At 43.3% G+C, this 19877-nt stretch carries 22 protein-coding genes and 3 tRNA genes; 7 read left to right on the top strand and 18 right to left on the bottom strand.

Annotated elements, in window-relative coordinates:
- Nucleotides 1-81 precede the first annotated feature (81 nt).
- The gene (locus M0P91_RS03180; RefSeq protein ID WP_295064394.1) at nucleotides 82-306 is read right to left on the bottom strand and encodes a type II toxin-antitoxin system RelE/ParE family toxin; all 225 of its coding nucleotides are present in this window, start codon (nucleotides 304-306) and stop codon (nucleotides 82-84) included.
- Between the two features lie 5 nt (nucleotides 307-311).
- A complete protein-coding gene (locus M0P91_RS03175) occupies nucleotides 312-539 on the bottom strand; it encodes a hypothetical protein (RefSeq protein WP_295064391.1) in 228 nt (75 codons plus the stop codon).
- A 182-nt stretch (nucleotides 540-721) separates the two neighbouring features.
- Between M0P91_RS03175 and M0P91_RS03170 the strand changes: the two genes are divergently transcribed.
- The 6 genes from M0P91_RS03170 to M0P91_RS03145 all read left to right on the top strand — a co-directional run bounded on the left by M0P91_RS03170 (nucleotide 722) and on the right by M0P91_RS03145 (nucleotide 8071).
- Complete coding sequence (locus tag M0P91_RS03170) at nucleotides 722-973, top strand: type II toxin-antitoxin system Phd/YefM family antitoxin (RefSeq protein WP_295064388.1); 252 nt, start codon at nucleotides 722-724, stop codon at nucleotides 971-973.
- On the top strand, nucleotides 966-1358 hold the full coding sequence (locus M0P91_RS03165; RefSeq protein ID WP_295064385.1) for a PIN domain-containing protein: 393 nt from the start codon (nucleotides 966-968) through the stop codon (nucleotides 1356-1358). The genes M0P91_RS03170 and M0P91_RS03165 overlap by 8 nt, the downstream gene beginning before the upstream one ends.
- A gap of 136 nt (nucleotides 1359-1494) precedes the next feature.
- Nucleotides 1495-3834, top strand: a complete 2340-nt coding sequence (gene hsdR / locus M0P91_RS03160) for an EcoAI/FtnUII family type I restriction enzme subunit R (protein ID WP_366934054.1) — start codon at nucleotides 1495-1497, stop codon at nucleotides 3832-3834.
- Between the two features lie 15 nt (nucleotides 3835-3849).
- A complete protein-coding gene (locus tag M0P91_RS03155; RefSeq protein ID WP_295064382.1) occupies nucleotides 3850-5349 on the top strand; it encodes an SIR2 family protein in 1500 nt (499 codons plus the stop codon).
- A complete protein-coding gene (locus tag M0P91_RS03150) occupies nucleotides 5350-6837 on the top strand; it encodes a class I SAM-dependent DNA methyltransferase (RefSeq protein WP_295064379.1) in 1488 nt (495 codons plus the stop codon).
- Nucleotides 6830-8071, top strand: a complete 1242-nt coding sequence (locus M0P91_RS03145; RefSeq protein ID WP_295064376.1) for a restriction endonuclease subunit S — start codon at nucleotides 6830-6832, stop codon at nucleotides 8069-8071. The genes M0P91_RS03150 and M0P91_RS03145 overlap by 8 nt, the downstream gene beginning before the upstream one ends.
- 49 nt (nucleotides 8072-8120) lie before the next feature.
- Here M0P91_RS03145 and M0P91_RS03140 read toward each other — a convergent pair.
- The 3 genes from M0P91_RS03140 to M0P91_RS03130 form a co-directional block, all read right to left on the bottom strand.
- A tRNA-Met gene (locus M0P91_RS03140) sits at nucleotides 8121-8197 on the bottom strand.
- Between the two features lie 58 nt (nucleotides 8198-8255).
- Nucleotides 8256-8332 (bottom strand) — tRNA-Met (locus tag M0P91_RS03135).
- A 9-nt stretch (nucleotides 8333-8341) separates the two neighbouring features.
- Nucleotides 8342-8416, bottom strand: a tRNA-Gln gene (locus tag M0P91_RS03130).
- Between the two features lie 158 nt (nucleotides 8417-8574).
- Between M0P91_RS03130 and M0P91_RS03125 the strand changes: the two genes are divergently transcribed.
- On the top strand, nucleotides 8575-9609 hold the full coding sequence (locus M0P91_RS03125; protein WP_295064487.1) for a bifunctional 3,4-dihydroxy-2-butanone 4-phosphate synthase/GTP cyclohydrolase II: 1035 nt from the start codon (nucleotides 8575-8577) through the stop codon (nucleotides 9607-9609).
- Between the two features lie 24 nt (nucleotides 9610-9633).
- On the opposite strand, the gene M0P91_RS03120 is transcribed toward M0P91_RS03125, so the two are convergent.
- The 13 genes from M0P91_RS03120 to flgA form a co-directional block, all read right to left on the bottom strand.
- On the bottom strand, nucleotides 9634-10035 hold the full coding sequence (locus M0P91_RS03120; RefSeq protein ID WP_295064373.1) for a glycine zipper 2TM domain-containing protein: 402 nt from the start codon (nucleotides 10033-10035) through the stop codon (nucleotides 9634-9636).
- Nucleotides 10036-10172: 137 nt separating this feature from the next.
- Nucleotides 10173-10880: a hypothetical protein gene (locus tag M0P91_RS03115; protein ID WP_295064370.1), complete on the bottom strand. Its 708-nt coding sequence runs from the start codon at nucleotides 10878-10880 to the stop codon at nucleotides 10173-10175.
- Nucleotides 10881-10882: 2 nt separating this feature from the next.
- On the bottom strand, nucleotides 10883-11503 hold the full coding sequence (locus M0P91_RS03110; protein WP_295064367.1) for a penicillin-binding protein activator LpoB: 621 nt from the start codon (nucleotides 11501-11503) through the stop codon (nucleotides 10883-10885).
- Between the two features lie 13 nt (nucleotides 11504-11516).
- A complete protein-coding gene (locus tag M0P91_RS03105; RefSeq protein ID WP_295064364.1) occupies nucleotides 11517-11885 on the bottom strand; it encodes a DUF1425 domain-containing protein in 369 nt (122 codons plus the stop codon).
- Complete coding sequence (locus tag M0P91_RS03100; RefSeq protein ID WP_295064363.1) at nucleotides 11872-13239, bottom strand: hypothetical protein; 1368 nt, start codon at nucleotides 13237-13239, stop codon at nucleotides 11872-11874. Before M0P91_RS03100 ends, M0P91_RS03105 begins: the two co-directional genes overlap by 14 nt.
- A gap of 60 nt (nucleotides 13240-13299) precedes the next feature.
- The gene (locus M0P91_RS03095; RefSeq protein ID WP_295064360.1) at nucleotides 13300-13653 is read right to left on the bottom strand and encodes a VanZ family protein; all 354 of its coding nucleotides are present in this window, start codon (nucleotides 13651-13653) and stop codon (nucleotides 13300-13302) included.
- Nucleotides 13650-14351 carry a serine O-acetyltransferase gene (gene cysE, locus M0P91_RS03090; RefSeq protein WP_295064357.1) on the bottom strand — a complete coding sequence of 234 codons (702 nt, stop codon included), beginning with the start codon at nucleotides 14349-14351 and terminating at the stop codon, nucleotides 13650-13652. Before cysE ends, M0P91_RS03095 begins: the two co-directional genes overlap by 4 nt.
- A 9-nt stretch (nucleotides 14352-14360) precedes the next feature.
- Nucleotides 14361-16190, bottom strand: coding sequence for a biosynthetic arginine decarboxylase (gene speA / locus M0P91_RS03085; RefSeq protein WP_295064354.1), 1830 nt, complete (start codon nucleotides 16188-16190; stop codon nucleotides 14361-14363).
- Nucleotides 16187-17416, bottom strand: a complete 1230-nt coding sequence (hisS, locus tag M0P91_RS03080) for a histidine--tRNA ligase (protein WP_295064351.1) — start codon at nucleotides 17414-17416, stop codon at nucleotides 16187-16189. Before hisS ends, speA begins: the two co-directional genes overlap by 4 nt.
- Complete coding sequence (tmk, locus tag M0P91_RS03075) at nucleotides 17413-17994, bottom strand: dTMP kinase (protein ID WP_295064349.1); 582 nt, start codon at nucleotides 17992-17994, stop codon at nucleotides 17413-17415. The genes hisS and tmk overlap by 4 nt, the downstream gene beginning before the upstream one ends.
- The gene (coaD, locus tag M0P91_RS03070) at nucleotides 17985-18494 is read right to left on the bottom strand and encodes a pantetheine-phosphate adenylyltransferase (protein WP_295064346.1); all 510 of its coding nucleotides are present in this window, start codon (nucleotides 18492-18494) and stop codon (nucleotides 17985-17987) included. The genes tmk and coaD overlap by 10 nt, the downstream gene beginning before the upstream one ends.
- Nucleotides 18494-19015, bottom strand: coding sequence for a UbiX family flavin prenyltransferase (locus M0P91_RS03065; protein ID WP_295064343.1), 522 nt, complete (start codon nucleotides 19013-19015; stop codon nucleotides 18494-18496). Before M0P91_RS03065 ends, coaD begins: the two co-directional genes overlap by 1 nt.
- Nucleotides 19012-19875 carry a flagellar basal body P-ring formation chaperone FlgA gene (gene flgA, locus M0P91_RS03060; protein ID WP_295064340.1) on the bottom strand — a complete coding sequence of 288 codons (864 nt, stop codon included), beginning with the start codon at nucleotides 19873-19875 and terminating at the stop codon, nucleotides 19012-19014. The genes M0P91_RS03065 and flgA overlap by 4 nt, the downstream gene beginning before the upstream one ends.
- Nucleotides 19876-19877 lie beyond the last annotated feature (2 nt).

Here is a 19877-nt window from a genome sequence, read left to right as displayed (position 1 = left end):
TTGTCATCCCGTACTTGATACGGGATCCATCTCTTGCATTAGATTCCGTGTCGTAGCACGGAATGACGAGAGTATACTTAGTTAATGAAGTTTGGTATAAGGCACCACATACCCCTTGAAAATACAATCTCTGATCGTTTCGTCGTCAAAATAGATGGATTTACAGTATTTGTAGAGATAGGGTTCAATACGATAAAGCGTTTCGTACAGTTCGTTAACGAATCGATGAGCTGAGGGTTTAGAGTCTTTGGCAATATAGATGAGGATTTTTTCCAAATCTTCGGCGATTTTTTCGCTTCTTTGCATTGCGATTAAACGGCTTCGATGGATGCGTGCATTTTATCCCAAAAACTTTCGTTTATAGAATAGCTATTACCCGCTTCGACTTTGCGAAGTGCTTGGGCGTACTCTTCTTTTTTACGTTCGAACTCCGGATCAATCGGTCGTGCGGTAATCTCAATATAGCGATTGCTCTTCACACCTGTGACATCGGTTTCGTTTAACTCAACAGATGCCTCGCTACAAGCTAAAAACGACACGCAGGTGTCCTTTTTTTAACGCTTTCCGCCCTGTCAATCGGGTGAAGTAGTTTCATAAAACTGTCACGTTTAAGCGTAAAGTATTTGATAGGACAATTGGACTGAACTTGGCTATTTAAAATAATTGTTGATATACAATCGTTTAAAAGGTATAATGATATAAATAGACAAAAGGAGTTAAGATGAACATTTCAGCAACTCAACTTAAGCAACAAACTCATCTGCTCGATAATCTTAAACACGAAGATATCATTATCACAAAACGTGAGAAGCCTTTCGCTGTTGTAATTGATATTGAAAGATATCGGACCCTTATCAAAGAAGCCCAAGCAGGTAAAATTGAACATAAGCTTGCTGCTTTATCTGAACTTGGTTCATTTTCATTGGGCGGGAAAGACTTTAATGATTTAAAAACAGAGATGGGCAATGGCTAAGTATTTTTTAGACGCTAATATTATCCTTGATCTCATCGATAGTGATCGTGGTAATATAGAAATAACTCGTGAATTTGTGAAAGAGGCTATCGTAAGCGGTAGTGAGCTGTGCACCAGTTGCGATATTTTTACAACGGTTTATTACGTTGCATCTAAAAAATTATCTTCCAAAAATATTATTGCAGAGCTTGAAAAGTTATTGATCTTTATCGATGTGATTGCTATCGATATCGATACCATCAAAGAAGCGATGGGTCTCATGGGAGATAAGGATGATTTTGATATGCTCCAATACGTTTGTGCTCTTAGAAGCCATAGTGATCGGATTGTAACGAATGACAAAAACTTTTATCGTGGTGAGATTGTATTACACGCTTTAAAATAGGAATTTTATCTTATACTTGATGTTCTTTATACAATTATAGTTATTCTTTATTTGGAAATATTTATTTTTTAAACTTTGAATTGATATTGTTTTGGCTAGAATAGTGACTACTTATAGCAAAGTGGTGGAATCGCTAATGGCCTTCTCTGAATCAGATACTCGTTCAAAACTCATTGATCCAAGAATCAAAGAGAGCGAATGGAATGAATCCCATATCGTTAGAGAGTATTTTTTCACTGACGGGCGTAAACTTATCGGTAACAAAAGAGGTAAACAATATTTTGTGGATTACCTCCTTACCTACAAAAATACCAACCTAGCCATCATCGAAGCCAAAGCCGAAAACAAAGACCCACTGGATGGATTACAACAATCTATTAACTACGCTGAAAAACTCCGTATCGATTACGTATACACCACTAACGGACATAAAATTTACGAACACTCATTGAAAGAGGGTAACGGTAGATGGATCGAAAGTTATCCAACACCAACCGAACTATTTGAGCGAAAATACGGACAGCCCCAAACCAAACAAGAAACAATCATCACCTATCCTTTTCATATCGAAGGGTCAATGAAGCCCCGTTTCTATCAACAAATTGCGGTTCAAAAAACGATTGAAGCAATAGTGAACGGGGATGATAGGGTATTGCTCACTCTCGCAACGGGTACGGGTAAAACCTATATCTCTTTTCAAATCGTGTATCGATTATTCCAATCCAAATGGAATCGAGACGGAAGTGATAGAAGACCAAAAGTTTTATTCTTAGCAGATAGAAACGTATTAGCCGATCAATCGATGAATACGTTTAATCCATTGGAAAAAGATTGTGTACGCATTAACGGTAAAGAGATTAAAAAAAGAGGGGGGAAAGTCCCCACAAATGCCAATGTCTTTTTTGCTATTTATCAATCCATAGCCGAGAGAAAATCGGATGAAGCCAATACCGAAGATGATGTAACCGCCTATTACAAACAATACCCCCATAACTTTTTTGATTTGATCATTATCGATGAGTGTCATAGAGGAAGTGCCAATAATGATAGCAGTTGGAGAGAGATACTAAATCATTTTAAATCCGCCGTTCATTTGGGATTAACCGCTACCCCTAAACGGGATGATAACGGGGACACGTATGAATATTTTGGTGATCCAGTCTACGAATACTCTCTCAAAGACGGTATCAATGATGGATTTCTCACACCGTACAAAGTGAAGCGTATACAGACCAATATCGATGAGTACCGATTTGATCCTAACGATATTATTACAGGTGAACTAGAGAGTCAAATCGTTACACTAGAGCAGTTCGAAAAACAGATCGTCATCCCTAAACGAACCGAGTTGGTAGCCAAAACAATTTTAGAAAATATGAACCCAATGGATAAAACGATCATTTTCTGTGTCAACCAATCCCACGCATCCGATATGAAAATCGCAATCGATAAATTCAAAACGATCAAAGACAATAACTATTGTGTCAGGGTCACATCGGATGAGGGTGACATAGGGAGAAACTTTTTAGAAATGTTTCAAAACAACGATAGAGATATCCCAACCATTCTGACATCATCGAAGATGCTCACGACGGGTGTCGATGCGAAAAACGTTAGAAATGTTGTATTGACCGTACCGATAAAATCCATGACCGAGTTTAAACAGATTATTGGACGAGGTACGAGGGTATATGAGGGGAAAGACTTTTTTACCATTATGGACTTCGTAGGGGCAACGAATCTGTTTTATGACCCTAAATGGGACGGAGAAGACCTGCCCATAGAAGCAAAAGAGATCCCGAATCAAGTTCGGGATGACAAAGAAATAAAAGAAGAAGATGATAATGCCCGTCATTCCGTGCTTGACACGGAATCCATAGATCATCAAAATTACAAAGAAAAAGTGACCATTGATATCAGAGGTAAAAAGCTAAAAGTTATCAATATCGAAACAACCTATGTCGGTGAAGACGGTATCCCTCTCAAAACCGAAGATTATTTGGAATTGCTCATTGGAGTATTAGGGAAATTTTACAATGATGAAGAGGGCTTGCGAGAAATATGGAGTAATCCAAAAAACCGTAAAGACTTACTGGGTAAACTCAAAGAGATGAATATCGATGAATCTCAACTGGATGACCTAAAACAGATATTTGAAGCACAAGATAGTGATATCTATGATGTATTGGCGCATCTATCATTCAATATGGATATCAAAAGCCGTAATGAAAGAGTTATAGCGGTTGAAAACTCCGATTTCATAGATAAATATCACAACGAAAAAGCAAAACAATTTATCGAATTTATATTGGATAGATACCGTAAAGACGGTGTGAAAGAGTTGGATGATGACAAGCTCGGTAAGTTGGTGGATTTGAGCGGATTGGGAACTATTAGAGAGGTAGCATCCAATTTTGGTGGGATACCTCAGATGGGGAATGAGTATCTTGAGTTACAGAAAGAGATTTATAGATGAAAAATAGAGGTTAAAATGGACATTAATGAATTTATATTAAAATATAGGAATCATCCTGTTTTGTTTATTGGTACTGGTATTAGTCTTAGGTATCTTAAGCAATCTTACAATTGGGATGATTTACTTTCTTATATTGCTCAAGCATTACGAAATAATGATGAATACTACTTGGATTTGAAATCAAAATGTTATATAAATGGTAAATATGATTTTGCACAAATTGCTTTACTTTTAGAAAATGATTTTAATGTTGAATTAGAAAAAGATAGAAATGGTAGTTTCAAAGAAGTAAATGATAAATTTTACGCATATATGAAAGAAGATAAAAATATTAGTCGATTTAAAATATATATTTCAATGATATTAAATTCGATAGAAATCAAGGAAGAAAAGCTAAAAGAAGTAGAAATCTTTAAGAAGATTAGAAAGAATATTGGTTCAATAATTACAACAAATTATGATGAATTTATAGAAAAAACATTTGAATTTACACCATTAATAGGCAATGATATCTTATTAAGTAATCCGTATGGCTCAGTCTATAAAATACATGGATGTATATCAAATATTGAAAATATAATTATTACAGGTAATGATTATCATAAATTTGATAAAGAATATGATTTGATTAGAGCGCAATTGCTTTCATTATTCATACATAATCCAATAATATTTTTAGGATATAGTATCGAAGATACTAATATAAAAAAAATATTGAAAACGATTTTTTCTTATATCAATCCAAAATCTGAATTAGCTAACAAAATAAAGAGCAATTTTTTATTGATTGAATATGAAGAAAATTCTGAAAATAATATTGTTAGTGATTATGATATTAATATGGATGACACAATAATAAGAATTAATAAACTAAAAACAGATAATTTTGAATTAATTTATGAAACATTGTCAGATTTAAATTTACCGATATCAGCTATGGATGTAAAAAAAGTACAGAATATAGTTAAGGAAATATATGCGGGTGGAGATATAAAAGTTAGTATTACAGAAGATTTGAACAGTTTGAAAAATTCCGATAAAGTATTGGCAATTGGTTCAAGTAAAACAATTAAATATGAGTATCAAACAATTAACGAAATGATTGCTGATTATTTTAAAATAATCAGCGATGAGAACAGCCAGCTATTATCTCTAATTGACAAACAAACTGTTAGTAAAAATCAGTATTTTCCAATTTATGGCTTTTATAAAATAAATCAAAAAATTACCAGATATTCCGAATTTAAAGAAAATCAAGATAGAAATATTTCTAATGCCGTTGAGAAAATTGCTTTTTCGCTTCACCATGACCATAAGACAATTGATGAAATAATTAATGATGAAAATATATCAATTAGTAATAAAGCAAATTCAATTTTATGGGGAATAATGAATGATAATATTGACATAAAAGATGCTGAAATTTATTTAATTAATGCAGAAGACAAAACAACATCGAATTATAAAAAATTGCTGTGCGCTTATGATATAAAAAAATATAGTCAGGAATTTTAATTGGAATCAAAAATAAACAGAATAACTGACATCCTAAGACGTGATGACGGTATTAGCGGTGCGATGCACTATACAGAGCAAATCAGTTGGATATTATTTCTAAAATTTCTCAATGATCTCGAAGACTCAAAAGCAGATGAAGCATTACTGATTGGTAAAGACTACAACACTATTTTAGATGATAAATTCAAATGGAGCAATTGGGCAGTTCCGAAAGTCAATGGAAAAATCGATCTCATCAATGCCAAAAGTGGAGCTGATCTACTGGACTTTGTAAACAAAGAGCTATTCCCGTATCTAAAAGGGTTTAAATCGATTACAGAAGATCCAAAATCGATCAAATATAAGATTGGTGCTATATTCGAATACCTAGATAACCGTATCGCAAATGGGCATACGATCAGAGAGATATTGGATATTATCGATGAGTTGGATTTTCATAACCAATCCGATCTTTTTCAACTCTCAATCATTTATGAAAAACTCCTCAAAGATATGGGAAGTGATGGTGGAAACAGTGGGGAGTTTTATACTCCACGCCCACTTATCAAGGTAATGACAGATGTAGTTGATCCACAAGTCGGGCAAACGATCTATGATCCCGCAGTGGGGAGTTGTGGATTCTTGATCGAAGCCTACAACCATATCCGCTACATAGACGCAAAAGAGAACAAACAACGTGATATATCCGTCAATCAGTTGAAGTTTTTGAGCGAAGATACATTTTTCGGAAATGAGAAAACACCATTGTCCTATGTGATGGGTGTAATGAATATGATTTTACATGGTATCGAATCCCCGAATATCTACAAGACCAATACTCTGACCAAAGATATCCGAGGGCTAGAGGAAAAAGATCGTTACGATATTATCCTAGCAAATCCTCCATTTGGTGGAAAAGAAAAAGAGCAAATCCAACAAAACTTCCCCATCAAATCAAATGCGACCGAGCTACTTTTTCTTCAACACATGATGAACAGTTTGAAAGTAAATGGACGATGTGGGGTGGTAATCCCAGAGGGTGTATTATTTCAAACCAATAATGCGTTCCAAGCGGTTAAGCAAGAGCTGTTAGAGCGTTTTAATGTTCATACAATACTTAGTTTGCCATCAGGGGTGTTTTTGCCGTACAGTGGCGTTAAAACGAATGTCATCTTTTTCGATAGAAACGGATCGACATCGGATATATTTTATTACGAAGTCAATCCAACTTCGAAACTCACCAAGAACAAACCGATTACCTACGATCATTTCTCGGAATTTTTATCCGTATGGAAAGATAGAACCATCACGGAGAATAGTTGGATAGTAAATATCAACGACATCAAAGATTTTGACATATCGGCAAAAAATCCCAATCGAAACGAAGCAATAGAGCATAAATCACCCATCGAACTTGTAGAAAATATCAAACTAAACAATGAAGAAATTAATGATTTGATGAATGAAATCGAAGCAATATTGATTGGGAAAGATATCAATGAGTGAGTTATATAAACTTACAAATTTAATTGATTTTATCGGTGGTTCACAACCACCAAAATCTACTTTCTCAGAAATTAAGAAAGATGGCTATGTAAGATTGATACAAATAAGAGATTACAAATCTGATAATTATATTGTTTATATTCCAGAAGATAGTACAAAAAAGTTTTGTACTAAAGATGAGATTATGATTGGTAGATATGGACCACCAGTGTTTCAAATTCTTCGAGGTATTGAAGGTGCTTATAACGTTGCTTTGATGAAAGCCAAACCAAAAATAGATGAATTATCAAGTGAATATTTATTTAGATTTTTACAAAATCCTTCAATACAAAATTATATTATTGGATTATCTCAAAGGTCGGCTGGTCAAAGCGGAATAAATAAAGAAGCTTTAGAAGAATATGAAATGTTACTTCCATCACTCTCAGAGCAACAACGAATCGTTTCAAAACTCGATTTACTTTTTGCCAAAATCGATAAATCCATCGAACTTCATCAAAAAAATATGGATGAAGCGGATGCTTTTATGGGGAGTGTTTTAAATGAGGTTTTCGACCGTCATTCCGTGCTTGACACGGAATCCACAATTAACCAATGGATCCCGAATCAAGTTCGGGATGACGAGAAGTGGGAGAAGAATGTATTATTAAAAGATATTACCAGCAAAATAGGAAGTGGTGCAACTCCATCTGGAGGACAAAAAGCTTATAAAACAGAAGGCATAAGTTTAATTAGAAGTATGAATGTCCACGATTACGGTTTTAGATTCAAAAATCTTGCTTTTATAGATGATACTCAAGCTAAAAAATTGAGTAATGTAACGGTCGAAGCAAATGATGTTTTATTGAATATTACTGGAGCTTCTGTCGCAAGATGTTGCATCGTTGATGAATCAATTTTGCCTGCTAGAGTCAATCAACACGTCTCAATAATTAGATTAAAAAACGATATGTTACCAAAGTTTTTACATTATTATTTGATAAGCCCTTCAATTAAATCTGATTTATTATTTAGCTCATCAGGTGGGGCAACAAGAGAAGCTATAACTAAAAGTATGATAGAAAGCTTCATTGTCCCATTACCCCCACTTCAAATCCAACAAAAAGTCGTAGACTATTTAGATTCTGTATCCGAAAAAATGGAAAAAGTTAAATCGATTCAGAAAGAAAAAATGGAGAGTCTCAAAGAGTTGAAATCGTCTATTTTGGATAAAGCGTTTAGGGGGGAGTTGTAATCGTCGTAAAGTTTTGGATGATATGAAAGATTGAAGTGATAATAAGGTTTGGTTGCGGAAGCAGGATTTGAACCTACGACCTTCGGGTTATGAGCCCGACGAGCTACCGGACTGCTCTATTCCGCGGTATGAAAAGGGTGTTATAATTTCTTTAAATTGAAAGAAGAAATGTTTATGTCTAGTTTGGTTGCGGAGGCCAGATTTGAACTGACGACCTTCGGGTTATGAGCCCGACGAGCTACCGGACTGCTCTACTCCGCGGTATAAAAGTGGATGGGGAGGAGGGATTCGAACCCCCGAATGACTGGACCAAAACCAGTTGCCTTACCGCTTGGCGACACCCCAACGTTCTCGTTAAGAGGCCGAAATTATAGTCATTTTTCACCTATTTGTCAAGAGATAATGAAAAGAACTTTGAAAATAAGCCCATTTCTACTACGAGAGCATAGTTTTAGCCCATTTATTCTATAATAAAAAAGAAATAATTAGGTGAAGAGTGAATGATGTCAGCAACGCAAAGAGTATTGGAAGCGATTGAAGAGTTTAAAAAAGGGCGAATGGTGATCATGGTCGATGATGAAGACCGTGAGAATGAGGGCGATTTGGTATACGCTTCGGTTTTTTCGACTCCGGAACACGTTAATTTTATGGCAACACATGCCAAAGGGCTGATTTGCGTCGCGATTAATCCTCAGATAGCGAAACGATTGAGTTTGGAACCGATGGTGCGCTCCAATACCTCGATGCACGAGACGGCATTTACCGTCTCCGTTGATGCGACGGCGGCGACAACCGGTATTTCGACCCATGAACGGGACATGACGATTAAAATCCTGGCAAATCCTCTTTCTCAGCCTTCCGAACTCGTAGCACCGGGGCATATTTTTCCGCTGATTGCCAAAGAGGGGGGGACTCTGGTCCGCATCGGACATACGGAAGGGTCTGTTGATTTGTGCCGTCTCTCCGGATTGGCGGAGTCGGCGGTTATCTGTGAAATTATGAAAGAGGACGGGAGTATGGCCCGTCGTGACGATCTCGATATTTTTGCGGCAAAACACAATCTTAAGACCGTTTACATCTCCGATATCGTCGAATTTCGTCTTGCTAACGAGATGCTGGTACGGGCCGTGTCGGAAGAGGAGATCGATTTTTTCGGGGTGCAGGTGAAACAATATGTGTTTCTGGATCATCAGGAGAATCGCCATACGGCCATTATCTTTTATAAAGCGGGTGAAACGGCGAACGTCAAAGTGCATAATATCGTTCCCGATATCGAGCTTCTGCTGAATCAGAGCCGCTATGCTCAGCTGATCGATTCGATACACTATCTCAAGCACAACAGCGGTGTTTTGCTCTTTATCGACAAGCCTCATCATCAGCACGGCAACATGAGAGAGTACGGGATCGGCGCACAGATCCTAAAAGCACTCGGGGTTCGCCACATGCGTCTCATCACCGATACCAAAACCGCCGATTTCGCCGGGCTTGGCGGGTTTGGACTCGATGTGGTAGAGATTATTGATCCGATTAAAGGGTGATGGCGGACACCGGCGGAGGATAAATCAGCGCACTGTGTTGCATCTGCGGATTAATTGATAACGGGGTGCTGACTCTGTCGGCTTTGCGCCGATAGCCGTCCCGATGGCGGCTCCGGCGATGGTCGCCGCCGTTTTTCCGCTTCCACCCCCGATCTGGTGCCCGAGGACGCCGCCGATGACCCCGCCGACGATTGCACCGCCGACATTGACATCGGTTTCGGGAGGGAGGGGGACTCGCTCATACCAGCACACTTCGGAGGGGGTCTGGTCGGAAGGGGATTGGACACTCTCCATCGGCTCATCGCTGAGCGGCACATACTCTTTTCCGTCGACAAAAATATGGTTCCCCTGTCCCAGCAGATACTCCCCCTGCACGGTCGTACCGGCAAGGGCAAAGAGCCCGCATACGTATAGAAAATATTTCATTTTGACCCCCTTTTAGAGTTCTTTCAGAACTCTCTTTTAAACGTGCTTTGAGCAACGCTCAAAGCACTACGCTAGCTGCTATGGCACTAAAGCTTGCCTCTTCGAGGCAGAAGAGTTCTTGCAGAACAAGGTCACATCTAGTCAATCAGCCGTTTGCCGGGAGAATCTCGGTAATCGACGCTCTCTTTGGATTTTTTCTCCCCGCCAAAGGCTTTGGTAATTTGCGCACTCAGATCCTGAACCGAGAGGTCAACGCTTTTGTCGACCGGAATCGGATCGGATCGGTGGAAATCACGTTTACCGATCCCCGTAAAGGTGTCGGCGAAAATGGTTTTTCCCGAATTTTTATCGGTAATCTGAAGGTAAAGCGACGTGGTGGATTCGACCGAAAAACGGGTGTCGGTTCCATCGGGTATACGGCGGGGTTTATCGGTCCGCATCGCTTTGATCGATCCGGTAAGGAGGTACTCTCCCGATGTGCCCATAGGGACCCCTGCATGGCTGAGCGCGGTTTCGATAACGGAGGTCATCTTATCTGATTGCATCGTTTTCTCGACGATGAGGGTGTCTTGGTAGCGTGAGGATTTCTCTTCGCGATCCTTGAGGGTGTGGGTGAAATAGGTAAATTTGCCGGCATTCAACTCATTGGAGCTGTTTTGATCCTTCGCAGGGGTGTCACTGAGGGGATGGGACGATTCATGTACGCTGTTTTCAAAATGTTGAACTACCGTATAATGGTATGTGAGAGGGGCTACCTCTACCGTTTTTCCCTCAGGAATAGGGGAGGCCCAAAGGGCCACATACGAAAACGTCAAAAGGGCGGCTGCCAGAGAAGGGAGTCTCATTTTTACCAACCTACGGAAGATTTCGAGGTAACCTTGCGAATCTCTTTCTCATCGGCCCATAAGATCTCTCCGCTTTGGGGATCGACCAGCTCCAACGAGATATTGTAATAGACATCTTTGACGGTATCGTTGGCTTTTTTGATCGATCGGACATTTCCGGTAATAATATAGTCACTGTCGGTCATCGATTTGAGATCGGCTTTGGTCGTCGCGGTGGTCGTCAAATCTCTCTCGTCGCTCACTTCCCCCAGATTGGCTTTGTCCGCTAAAAATCGTACCTGTCCCGATTTGAGGAGTTTGATACGGATTTTATCGGTAATCGCTTTGGTGTCGATGTGCTCATAGGTCAGATTGTTGACCGTACGCAGACGCACTTTCGGAGGTTGCTGCGCTTTGATAATATAGCGCGATTCCAACAGCGATTGGGTCATCGCTTCGGCGGTTGACTGCAAATCGGTGGAACCAAAGTCTGCCGTGACGGTTTCGGTTGCTTTGGCATCGCCGTATTTGACGGTCGAATCGTATCCGACCATCCCGGCTCCGCCGGGTTTTGCACATCCGTTCATTAAAAGTGCCGTTGCGCCCACGGCTAAGAAAAGGGAGGTTTTTGTCATCATTTTCATCAATATTTCCTTGTTAGAGTTTTTCCGGCACGGAGACTTCAATTTCGTAGCTGGTGACATCGGTAAGATTGGACATTTCGACAATCTGAACGCGTTGATTTTTATGGATTACGATCGGTTTCCAAGAGGTCGTATCTTTGAGGATTCCGTTGTCGTCAAACCATTTGACGCGGTAGACAAACCCTTCGGTTTCGTCGCTGTCGTCATTTTTGAGTTCCGCGACCAGTTTGAGAAACTTTCCATCGGTGATACTTTTATGCTTGATAATTTCAACACGTTTGTCTCCGATGATGCTCACTTTATTGGCGGAACATCCTGTAAAAAGTGCAGTTGCAAGGGCCCCCGCAGTGACGGCGGCAAGTAGAGTTTTAATAGGCGACATGATCAATCCTTATATTATCGGGTGTTAGGTAAGAGACAAGAACCACTGCCCCTTTTTTATCGGCGGGGAGGGTAAGGGACTCTTCGTGACCGTTCATCGAGAGGGAGAGTATCCCCCCCTTTTTGGTTTCAAATTGCATAATATATCCTGAATTTGGCAACACTTCCCAATTTCGGTAGCCGGCATCGACGAGTGAACTCCCGGCATCCATGACTAATGATGCCACAAATCCCCCTAAATTTCCAAAATGGTCACTTGCCTGCTTGGCAGTGATCGCTTTGGTCGTTGCCCGAACGACCGCTTTGGCCAATTCGCCGGGGAGTTCATCTTTCAGGGTTCTGTAGGCCATGATATCGGTATTTAGGAGTCTGGGGGGGTGCAGCCGCATTTTGTTGCTCATAATGGTGACTCCGTTGATATCATTTACAGGGGGGGTGTAGGAGGGTAAATCGATGCTGGTGTATTCGGAAGCGTAATAGATCGGAAAACGGATTTTTTCGATCTTCAACGAGGGGGCCTCTCCCGCGAGTACGATGACGGTAACGTTCATCTTAGTACTTTGTTTGGTCACGGAGGCCGGGGAACCCTGAGGGGATTTGACAAATGCTTTGGTGACGTTCGGATTGAGGGCTAACGCCCTTTTCAGGCTGATTTCGGCTGAGTTTCCGGATGCCGCCGATTGCCCTGAAATATCGAGAATAATACTGCTGAGGGTGTAGGAAAAAGGGTCCTGATAATTGTTGGCCATCTCACGCACATCGCTGTCTTCGAGGAGTGCGGCCATCGAATAGCCTTGGGGAATTGAGGGGATCTCATTTCCCTGCCGTTTGGCTTTTTCTTTCTCTTCGGCGGCTTTTTTGATTTTCTCTTCGCTCTCTTTGAGCCAAAACTCCTGCCGCTGCTCCATTCTTCGCATTTCGACGGCGGCCCCTTCAAAATCACCGCTCATAATGTAATTCAGGGCATTGAGGGTGTGCATCAGTGTCCGCTCATACCCTTTGCCGTAATAAGATTCCGATCCTTTGGTGAGGAGCGCTGAGCCTACGAAAGAGGAGAGATTGCGGAGGCTTACGGTAGCCCGGTTCTCGTATTCGTCTAAAATGGCATACCCCTTTTCAAACGATTGAATCGAGAGGTTGAAATCGCCGTTGGCTTGTTGAAGGCGGGCCAGATTAAGCCAATACCACAATTCGTCATCCTCGGAGCGCTGCGAAGCAAAATCGGCAAGGGTAGAGGGGAAACTGTTTTTTGAAAGGCCGAAACGGAGTTGGGAAGAGGTTAAAACCGCTGCGTTCAGGGCAATGGCAGAGCAAAGGCTTAGGAGAAAGGCCCCTTTCAACGGTGAATATTTCATGCTATGCTCATTAACTGTAGTAAATTACCCTATTCTAAAGCGTTTCAGGTTAAAAGCCCATTAACAAGAAGGGCCAAAGCGGCGGAATAGGGGGAGATTTACGGTGATAAAATAGGCGATGAGGATACCGACACTGTCGGCGGCGATATCCTCGAAAGAGGCACAGCGTGTCGGCAAGAGATATTGAACGGCTTCAATCCCGATGGCGTAGAGGAAAAAGATTCCCAACTTCTGTTTAACGGTGTAGCAGAAGGAGAGGGTAAAAAGGAGGTACAAGACCATAAAAGCAAGGGTATGATTCATCAGATCACTGACACAGACGATAGGGGGGAGTCCTGAATAATCGGGGAGAAAAGCAAGCGCCGTGACGGCAGTAAATGCCGTGAAAAAAGAGAAACGGAAAAACCCGATCAATGTTTCATCGCTTTGATAAAGGATTCGTAAATATTCTCCAGCTGTAAATCCTGTTCCAGAATCTCTTTGTTGTCCTGGACCATATAGTGTTCCAGAACGGCTACCCTTTTAAGAAGATATTCAAACATCTCTTTATTGATATCGGGGAGTTTATTGTGGCTGAAAGGATCTTTGTCCCTCCCTTTTTGGATGACGTGGGCCGGTATCCCGATGGCGGTACTGTTCGGCGGAACTTCCCGTACGACGACGGAATTGGCCCCCACTTTTGAGTTGGCACCGATCGTAATATTGCCGAGAACTTTTGCCCCCGCTCCGATAACGACTCCGCTTTTAATCGTGGGATGGCGTTTGCCGTGGACGAGACTGACCCCTCCGAGGGTAACCCCCTGATAAATCAGGACATCGTCTTCAATGACGGTGGTTTGTCCGATAACAACACCGGTGCCGTGATCGATAAAGACCCTGCGCCCGATAGTGGCCCCCGGATGGATATCGATATTGGTAATAATCTGATTGATTCCCATCAGGGTACGGGCTAAAGCTCTAAACCCTTTTCGGTAAAGACGGCTGGAGATACGATACCAAAAAATTGCCCAGACCCCGGGATAGTTGAACAGCAATTCAACGCGGGAGCTAATAGCGGGGTCATTTTTATAAACGTTCGAAAAATCTTCAGCAATTTCAGAAAAAAGTCCCAAATTATATCCTTATCGAGTAGTTCGCAGGTACCCGTTTTGATAAAGGTACATTTCTAGTCTTTGAAGTGTATCACCTTTTTCTTCTTCTGTAATAAAGTCACAGATGGCTAGTTTATTTTTAAGGTTGGTCAGAAGTTTCGACGAGTCATAGCCGATATCTTCGAGAATATTGAGAATGTTGTCCGATTCGGTAAAATTTTCGATCTCATACCCCGTATCGTTGATCAGAATCGTACATTCGCTAGGATGGGTGAAGAGGTTGTGATTCATCCCCAATGTCTCCTGATAGGCCCCGACATTGAAGAATGCGAGGAAATACTCCTCTTCGTCCAGATCGATGTCGTGCAGATAGAGGGGAGTTTCGGGTTTGAACCGGATCTCTCCGTCGCTGTCGCAGGTGATGTCCCACAAACTGGCGGCACGGATCGCCGGTTTGTCGAGACGGTCCAGCGGCATGATCGGAAATTGCTGCTGTAGTCCCCAGTAATCGGGAATACTCTGGAAAATAGAGGTATTGATGAGATAGCGCTCCTGGAGTTTTACCTGCAGACGCTCGATTTCAGGCATCGGATTGTCCTGCGAAAGGTAAAGCGATTTTTTGATGATCTGGTGGACCAGAATTTCGGCGTTTGAGCGGTCCTGCAAGTCGATATGACCCAGATTAAAGAGAGTAAGAAGCGATTCCATGTGATCCAGGGCATCGTGCATATACTCGATACAGGTGCGTGGAGCGAGGAGGGCATTGAGCTCACGCAACTCTTCGATGAGCGGAGGGTTTTGCTCTTTGAGCTTAAGCGATTTGGTTTGATAATCGTGTGAAAAGAGCTCCAAAACGGGAGCGATCAAAACGGAGTGGGAGGCGACGATAAAACGGCCCGATTCGGTAAAGATGTCGGGATGGGCAACCCCTTTTGCGTTCATGATTTCACGGAGCAAAAAGACGACGCTGTTGGAGAACTCTTCGAGGGTATAGTTACGCATTCGGGTAGAGGTGTGCTGGGAATATTCGACGGCAAGCCCCCCTCCGATATTGATGGCTCTTAAATTGTCCGCCCCCATTTTTTTCAATTCGGCGTAGATGTTTCCGGCTTCACGCAATACCCGTTTTAAGGTCGCAATCTCCTGCATCTGGGAACCGACATGGAAATGGATCATGGTGAAATATTCGAGCATATTGTTTTCTTGAAGCATCGATATGGCTTCAATCAATTCGGTAGAGGTAAGGCCGAATTTGGCGTTGAGGCCGCTGCTTTTTGCCCAGATTCCGCTCCCCTCGGATTGAAGACGGACCCGGATTCCGATGTTGGGAACTTTGAGGTTGCATTGTTGGGCTACGTCGATGATCCACTCCAACTCTCCGAGCCCTTCGATGGTAATGGTAATTTCATGTCCCATTTGGGCCGCCATAAATCCGAGGGTAACCATCTCTTCGTCTTTGAAGCCGTTTACGGTGATAGGGGAGCCCAACGGGGTTTTGGCCATAGCAAGGGCGAGTTCGGCTTTGGAACCGGCTTCGAGACCGTAATTGTATTTTTCACCGTGTTCGACAATGGCATCGACCGCTTCGGGGAACTGATTGACTTTCAACGGGAAGACGGCATGAAATTTTCCGGTGTAATCGTTTTCGAAAATGGCGCGGCGAAAATTGGAGTAGAGGGCATCTATCTGTTTGCCGATCAAGTGGGGAAAACGCAAAATCAGCGGACCACGGAGATTGGTTTTCCGAATTTTCTGGGTAATCTCCAGCAATGAGGGGGAACTTTTATAGTTGACTTTGATCATCCCCTGATCGATCATAAAATTGTTTTCGCCCCAAATGTCGATTCCGTAGGTTTTCATGCGTTCTCTTTCATAATAAGATGGGTAAGCGGGAGGGTGGACTCTTGTTTTTCGACCAGATCTTTGATCCAGATTGTCCCCTCTTTACGCTCGTTTTCACCGATGACGGCACAATAGCGGGCATTGATCCGGTCGGCCCCTTTGAGGTGGGCCTTCAAACTTTTTGCCTCATAATCGACCACCGCTTTTTCGGATTGTCGGAGGCTCTCGGCCGCTTTGAGGATATCCGGGATGGATTCGGGATCCATGGCTCCGAGATAATATCCTCTTCGAGTGGGTTCGGGCATCACGATCAGCTCAAGAAGCCGTTCGATCCCCAGCGCAAAACCGACCGCCGGAGTCGATTTTCCGTCCAAAAACTCGATTAAACGGTCGTAGCGCCCCCCTCCGGCAATGGCACTTTGAGAACCGATGTCGTCGCTGACGAATTCAAAGGCCGTTTTAGAGTAGTAATCCAATCCCCGCACGAGGTTCGTGTCGATTTCATACCCGATCGCATGGTTGTCCAAAATCGTTTTAAGGGTGTCAAAATCGCTCAAGCATCCGTCGCAGAGGTTTTCGATCAGCTTCGGAGCCTTGACGTAAAGGGCTTGGCACCCCTCATTTTTGCAGTCGAGGACGCGGATCGGGTTGGTGAGTTTACGGCGCTCACAATCCGGGCAGATCGCATCTTCGCACGATTCGATAAAACGGACCAATTTTTCGCGGTAGGCCGGCATACAGTTTTGATCTCCGAGGGAGTTGAGCTTGAGGCGATGTCCGATTCCGAGTGCTTTGAGGGTATCGGACACCATCATGATCATCAACGCATCTTCGTAGACCGAATCGACACCGAAGCTCTCCACGCCGAACTGGTGGAATTCTCTCAGCCGCCCTTTTTGGGGACGTTCATAGCGAAACATCGGACCGTGATAATAGAAGCGGTGGATCCCCCCTTTTTTATCCAGTTTGTGCTGGACGAAGGCCCGTACGACTCCGGCTGTCCCTTCTGGACGAAGACAGACATCATTTCCCCCTTTATCGGTAAACTGATACATCTCTTTGCCGACGATATCGCTTGATTCTCCGACCGATCGCTTGAAGAGGGCCGTCTCTTCGAGTAAAGGGGTTTCGATGTAATGAAATCCGTATCGTTTGGCAATTTCCGAAGCAGTGGTCAGAAAGTATTCAAAACGTTCGTATTCGGATGAGAGGATATCGTTCATTCCGCGCAGAGATTGGATCATAAGGCTCCTTTGAGTAGGGTTGAAATTTCAGTTGTAATTGTATCAATAGATTGTGTCGCATCGATTACATGGGTTCGGATTCCGAGGGCATAGGCCGCAGAGATCAGGGCATCTTGAATACTCAGCAGATAATCGATACCGCGCGATTCGATCACGTCGTGCTCTTTTTGGCTCAGACGAAAGGTTAGCTCTTCAGGGGTCAGTTTGAGGATAAATACAGCCTCCGGGAGAGTACCGCCCGTAACCAGACGGTTAAGGAGTACGAGTGTCGATTCGTCGCACAGGTTCTGGACACTGGCGTAGGCCATACCCGATACGGCGGAACGGTCGCTGATGATTAGTCTATCCAAATTCGGAACGATGAGCGATTCGGTATGCTCGGCACGATCGGCCAGAAAGAGGAACAATTCGGCTGTTTTACTGACCAAATTGCCGTGCAGAACCATATTGCGGATCGCTACTCCGGCTGTCGTTCCGCCCGGTTCTTTGGTGATCAAAGCATCGGGAAATAGAGAACGCAGAGATTCGATTTGGGTGCTTTTGCCTGCGGTATCGATCCCCTCAATCGCTATATACATGGTGCGGCCTCGGGTAATGTGCAGGATTTCATATCCCAGATAACCTTCTGGACCGGCAACGGGAGGAGATGTTCCGTTTTGCCGTTGAATTTGAGAAGATTTCGGACGATAGAGGAGCTGATGAAGGCATGTTTGAGTTTGGGCATCAAATAGACCGTCTCAATCGTGGGATCAAGCGAGTTGTTCAGATATCCCAACTGCAATTCAAACTCAAAATCGCTGACGGCGCGCAAGCCACGGATCAGTACGGTAGCCCCCAGAGTATGGGCCAACTCTACCGTGAGATTGTCAAATCCGACGACCCGCACCCGCTCGAAATTTTCGACGGACAGATTGGTCATCTCTACCCGTTGATCCAGGGTAAACATCGGCCGTTTGTCACGCGATTCGGCAACGGCAATGATCACTTCGTCAAACAGCTTGAGTGCCCGTTCGATGATGTCGAAATGGCCGTTGGTAATGGGATCGAAGGTTCCGGGGTATAAAGCTATTTTATGCATTACGAATCCCATCGCTTGTAAAGAGTATTTTCGATCCCTATCAGGTCAAACCATTTTCCGATCATAAAATCCTCCATTGCTTCGAGTGTATTTTGTCCTCCGTAATAGGCCAGTACGGGGGGGGCGATAATGACCCCCATCATGGAGAGCTTATGCATGTTCTCCAATGCAATCGGAGAAAAAGGGATCTCACGGGGGGCGAGGATCAGGGTGCGCCGCTCTTTGATCATGACGCTCGCGGCGCGGGTAATCAGATTGTCCGCGATGCCGCATGCGATTTTAGCCAGAGTGTTCATGCTGCAGGGGACGATGATCATCGCATCCGCCCCGTACGAACCGGATGCGACGGAAGCCCATATCTCGTGATTTTCATGCACACTGAGGTTCTCCTCTTTCTCCAACACGATTTTGGCGTGTTCGGAGAGGATCAGATGCTTTTGTACCGTAAGGGGGAGCTTTTGTACCAGTTTAATACCCAGAGCCGCACCGCTGGCACCGCTGATCCCGACGACAATTTTCATAAAAGTTCCACCCGTCTCTCTCCGATTACTTTGGCTTTGACCCGTTTGCCGTCATTTTTTTGGATCGTAATCATATCATACAGTCCACCCTCTTGCGTTGCGACGGCACCAAATTCGACGTTTACATTTCCGTTGCGAATCTCGACGGTCACTTTTTCACCCCGTTGAACGAGGGGAGAAGCCTCGATATTTCGGGCGATCAGCGGGACGTCTGCTTTAAGGGTGGCGCGAAAGCGGTGTAAATCGGAGGGGACGGCGGTCAGAGGAAAATCTTTGAAACGCTCAAAAGGGATCGGTTTGAGGAGGGTATTGGAGTCGCTGAGGGGATCTTTGCGGGTCACTTTTTGGGCGGTATGGAGGACGTTGATCGTCGCGCTCACGCTGTAGTCGAGGTAGCGGCGGACGTTTTGATTGTCGAGAAAATAGAGGGTCCCTTTTGCATTTTGAAACACTTTCGGATCGTAGAGGGCTTTGACATTTTTGGGGAGGGAGTCAAGATAGCCGCGCGGCGTGATGAGAATCTCATCGATCTGCATCGTGGGATAGCGGCTGAGAAATGCGGCGGAAAGCTGCTGTCGGATCGGTGTGAAATCGACGGGGCTCTTTTGGGAAAAGTTGACAAAACGGACCCGCCCCGTATCCACCTCTATCCCGTTGAGTTCAAACGATTTGACCAGAATCCGGGCATTGATCCGGTAGTGGTTCAGCTCGTCCGGGATGCGGAGTATTTCAAATTTTTTGGGGAGTTCCGGGATCAGATCGTTCGAATAGATGACGCGGTTCTCAAAAAAATAGTTTTCCTGCAGCTCATAGCCCCATCCGTTCATCCAAAAAACGATCAGTAATATAAATCTATTCATTC

Origin of the sequence: Sulfuricurvum sp. (assembly GCF_023229695.1) — a bacterium.
In the GTDB taxonomy this organism is placed as follows: domain Bacteria; phylum Campylobacterota; class Campylobacteria; order Campylobacterales; family Sulfurimonadaceae; genus Sulfuricurvum.
This window is presented reverse-complemented; position numbering and strand designations above follow the sequence as displayed.

What these genes read in the sequence shown, in the direction of transcription:
- M0P91_RS03180 (WP_295064394.1), bottom strand. Translation starts at nt 306, where the DNA reads ATGCAAAGAAGCGAAAAAATCGCCGAAGATTTGGAAAAAATCCTCATC.
- M0P91_RS03170 (WP_295064388.1), top strand. Translation starts at nt 722, where the DNA reads ATGAACATTTCAGCAACTCAACTTAAGCAACAAACTCATCTGCTCGAT.
- M0P91_RS03165 (WP_295064385.1), top strand. Translation starts at nt 966, where the DNA reads ATGGCTAAGTATTTTTTAGACGCTAATATTATCCTTGATCTCATCGAT.
- hsdR (WP_366934054.1), top strand. Translation starts at nt 1,495, where the DNA reads ATGGCCTTCTCTGAATCAGATACTCGTTCAAAACTCATTGATCCAAGA.
- M0P91_RS03155 (WP_295064382.1), top strand. Translation starts at nt 3,850, where the DNA reads ATGGACATTAATGAATTTATATTAAAATATAGGAATCATCCTGTTTTG.
- M0P91_RS03145 (WP_295064376.1), top strand. Translation starts at nt 6,830, where the DNA reads ATGAGTGAGTTATATAAACTTACAAATTTAATTGATTTTATCGGTGGT.
- M0P91_RS03125 (WP_295064487.1), top strand. Translation starts at nt 8,575, where the DNA reads ATGTCAGCAACGCAAAGAGTATTGGAAGCGATTGAAGAGTTTAAAAAA.
- M0P91_RS03120 (WP_295064373.1), bottom strand. Translation starts at nt 10,035, where the DNA reads ATGAAATATTTTCTATACGTATGCGGGCTCTTTGCCCTTGCCGGTACG.
- M0P91_RS03115 (WP_295064370.1), bottom strand. Translation starts at nt 10,880, where the DNA reads ATGAGACTCCCTTCTCTGGCAGCCGCCCTTTTGACGTTTTCGTATGTG.
- M0P91_RS03110 (WP_295064367.1), bottom strand. Translation starts at nt 11,503, where the DNA reads ATGAAAATGATGACAAAAACCTCCCTTTTCTTAGCCGTGGGCGCAACG.
- M0P91_RS03105 (WP_295064364.1), bottom strand. Translation starts at nt 11,885, where the DNA reads ATGTCGCCTATTAAAACTCTACTTGCCGCCGTCACTGCGGGGGCCCTT.
- M0P91_RS03100 (WP_295064363.1), bottom strand. Translation starts at nt 13,239, where the DNA reads ATGAAATATTCACCGTTGAAAGGGGCCTTTCTCCTAAGCCTTTGCTCT.
- speA (WP_295064354.1), bottom strand. Translation starts at nt 16,190, where the DNA reads ATGAAAACCTACGGAATCGACATTTGGGGCGAAAACAATTTTATGATC.
- hisS (WP_295064351.1), bottom strand. Translation starts at nt 17,416, where the DNA reads ATGATCCAATCTCTGCGCGGAATGAACGATATCCTCTCATCCGAATAC.
- tmk (WP_295064349.1), bottom strand. Translation starts at nt 17,994, where the DNA reads ATGTATATAGCGATTGAGGGGATCGATACCGCAGGCAAAAGCACCCAA.
- coaD (WP_295064346.1), bottom strand. Translation starts at nt 18,494, where the DNA reads ATGCATAAAATAGCTTTATACCCCGGAACCTTCGATCCCATTACCAAC.
- M0P91_RS03065 (WP_295064343.1), bottom strand. Translation starts at nt 19,015, where the DNA reads ATGAAAATTGTCGTCGGGATCAGCGGTGCCAGCGGTGCGGCTCTGGGT.
- flgA (WP_295064340.1), bottom strand. Translation starts at nt 19,875, where the DNA reads ATGAATAGATTTATATTACTGATCGTTTTTTGGATGAACGGATGGGGC.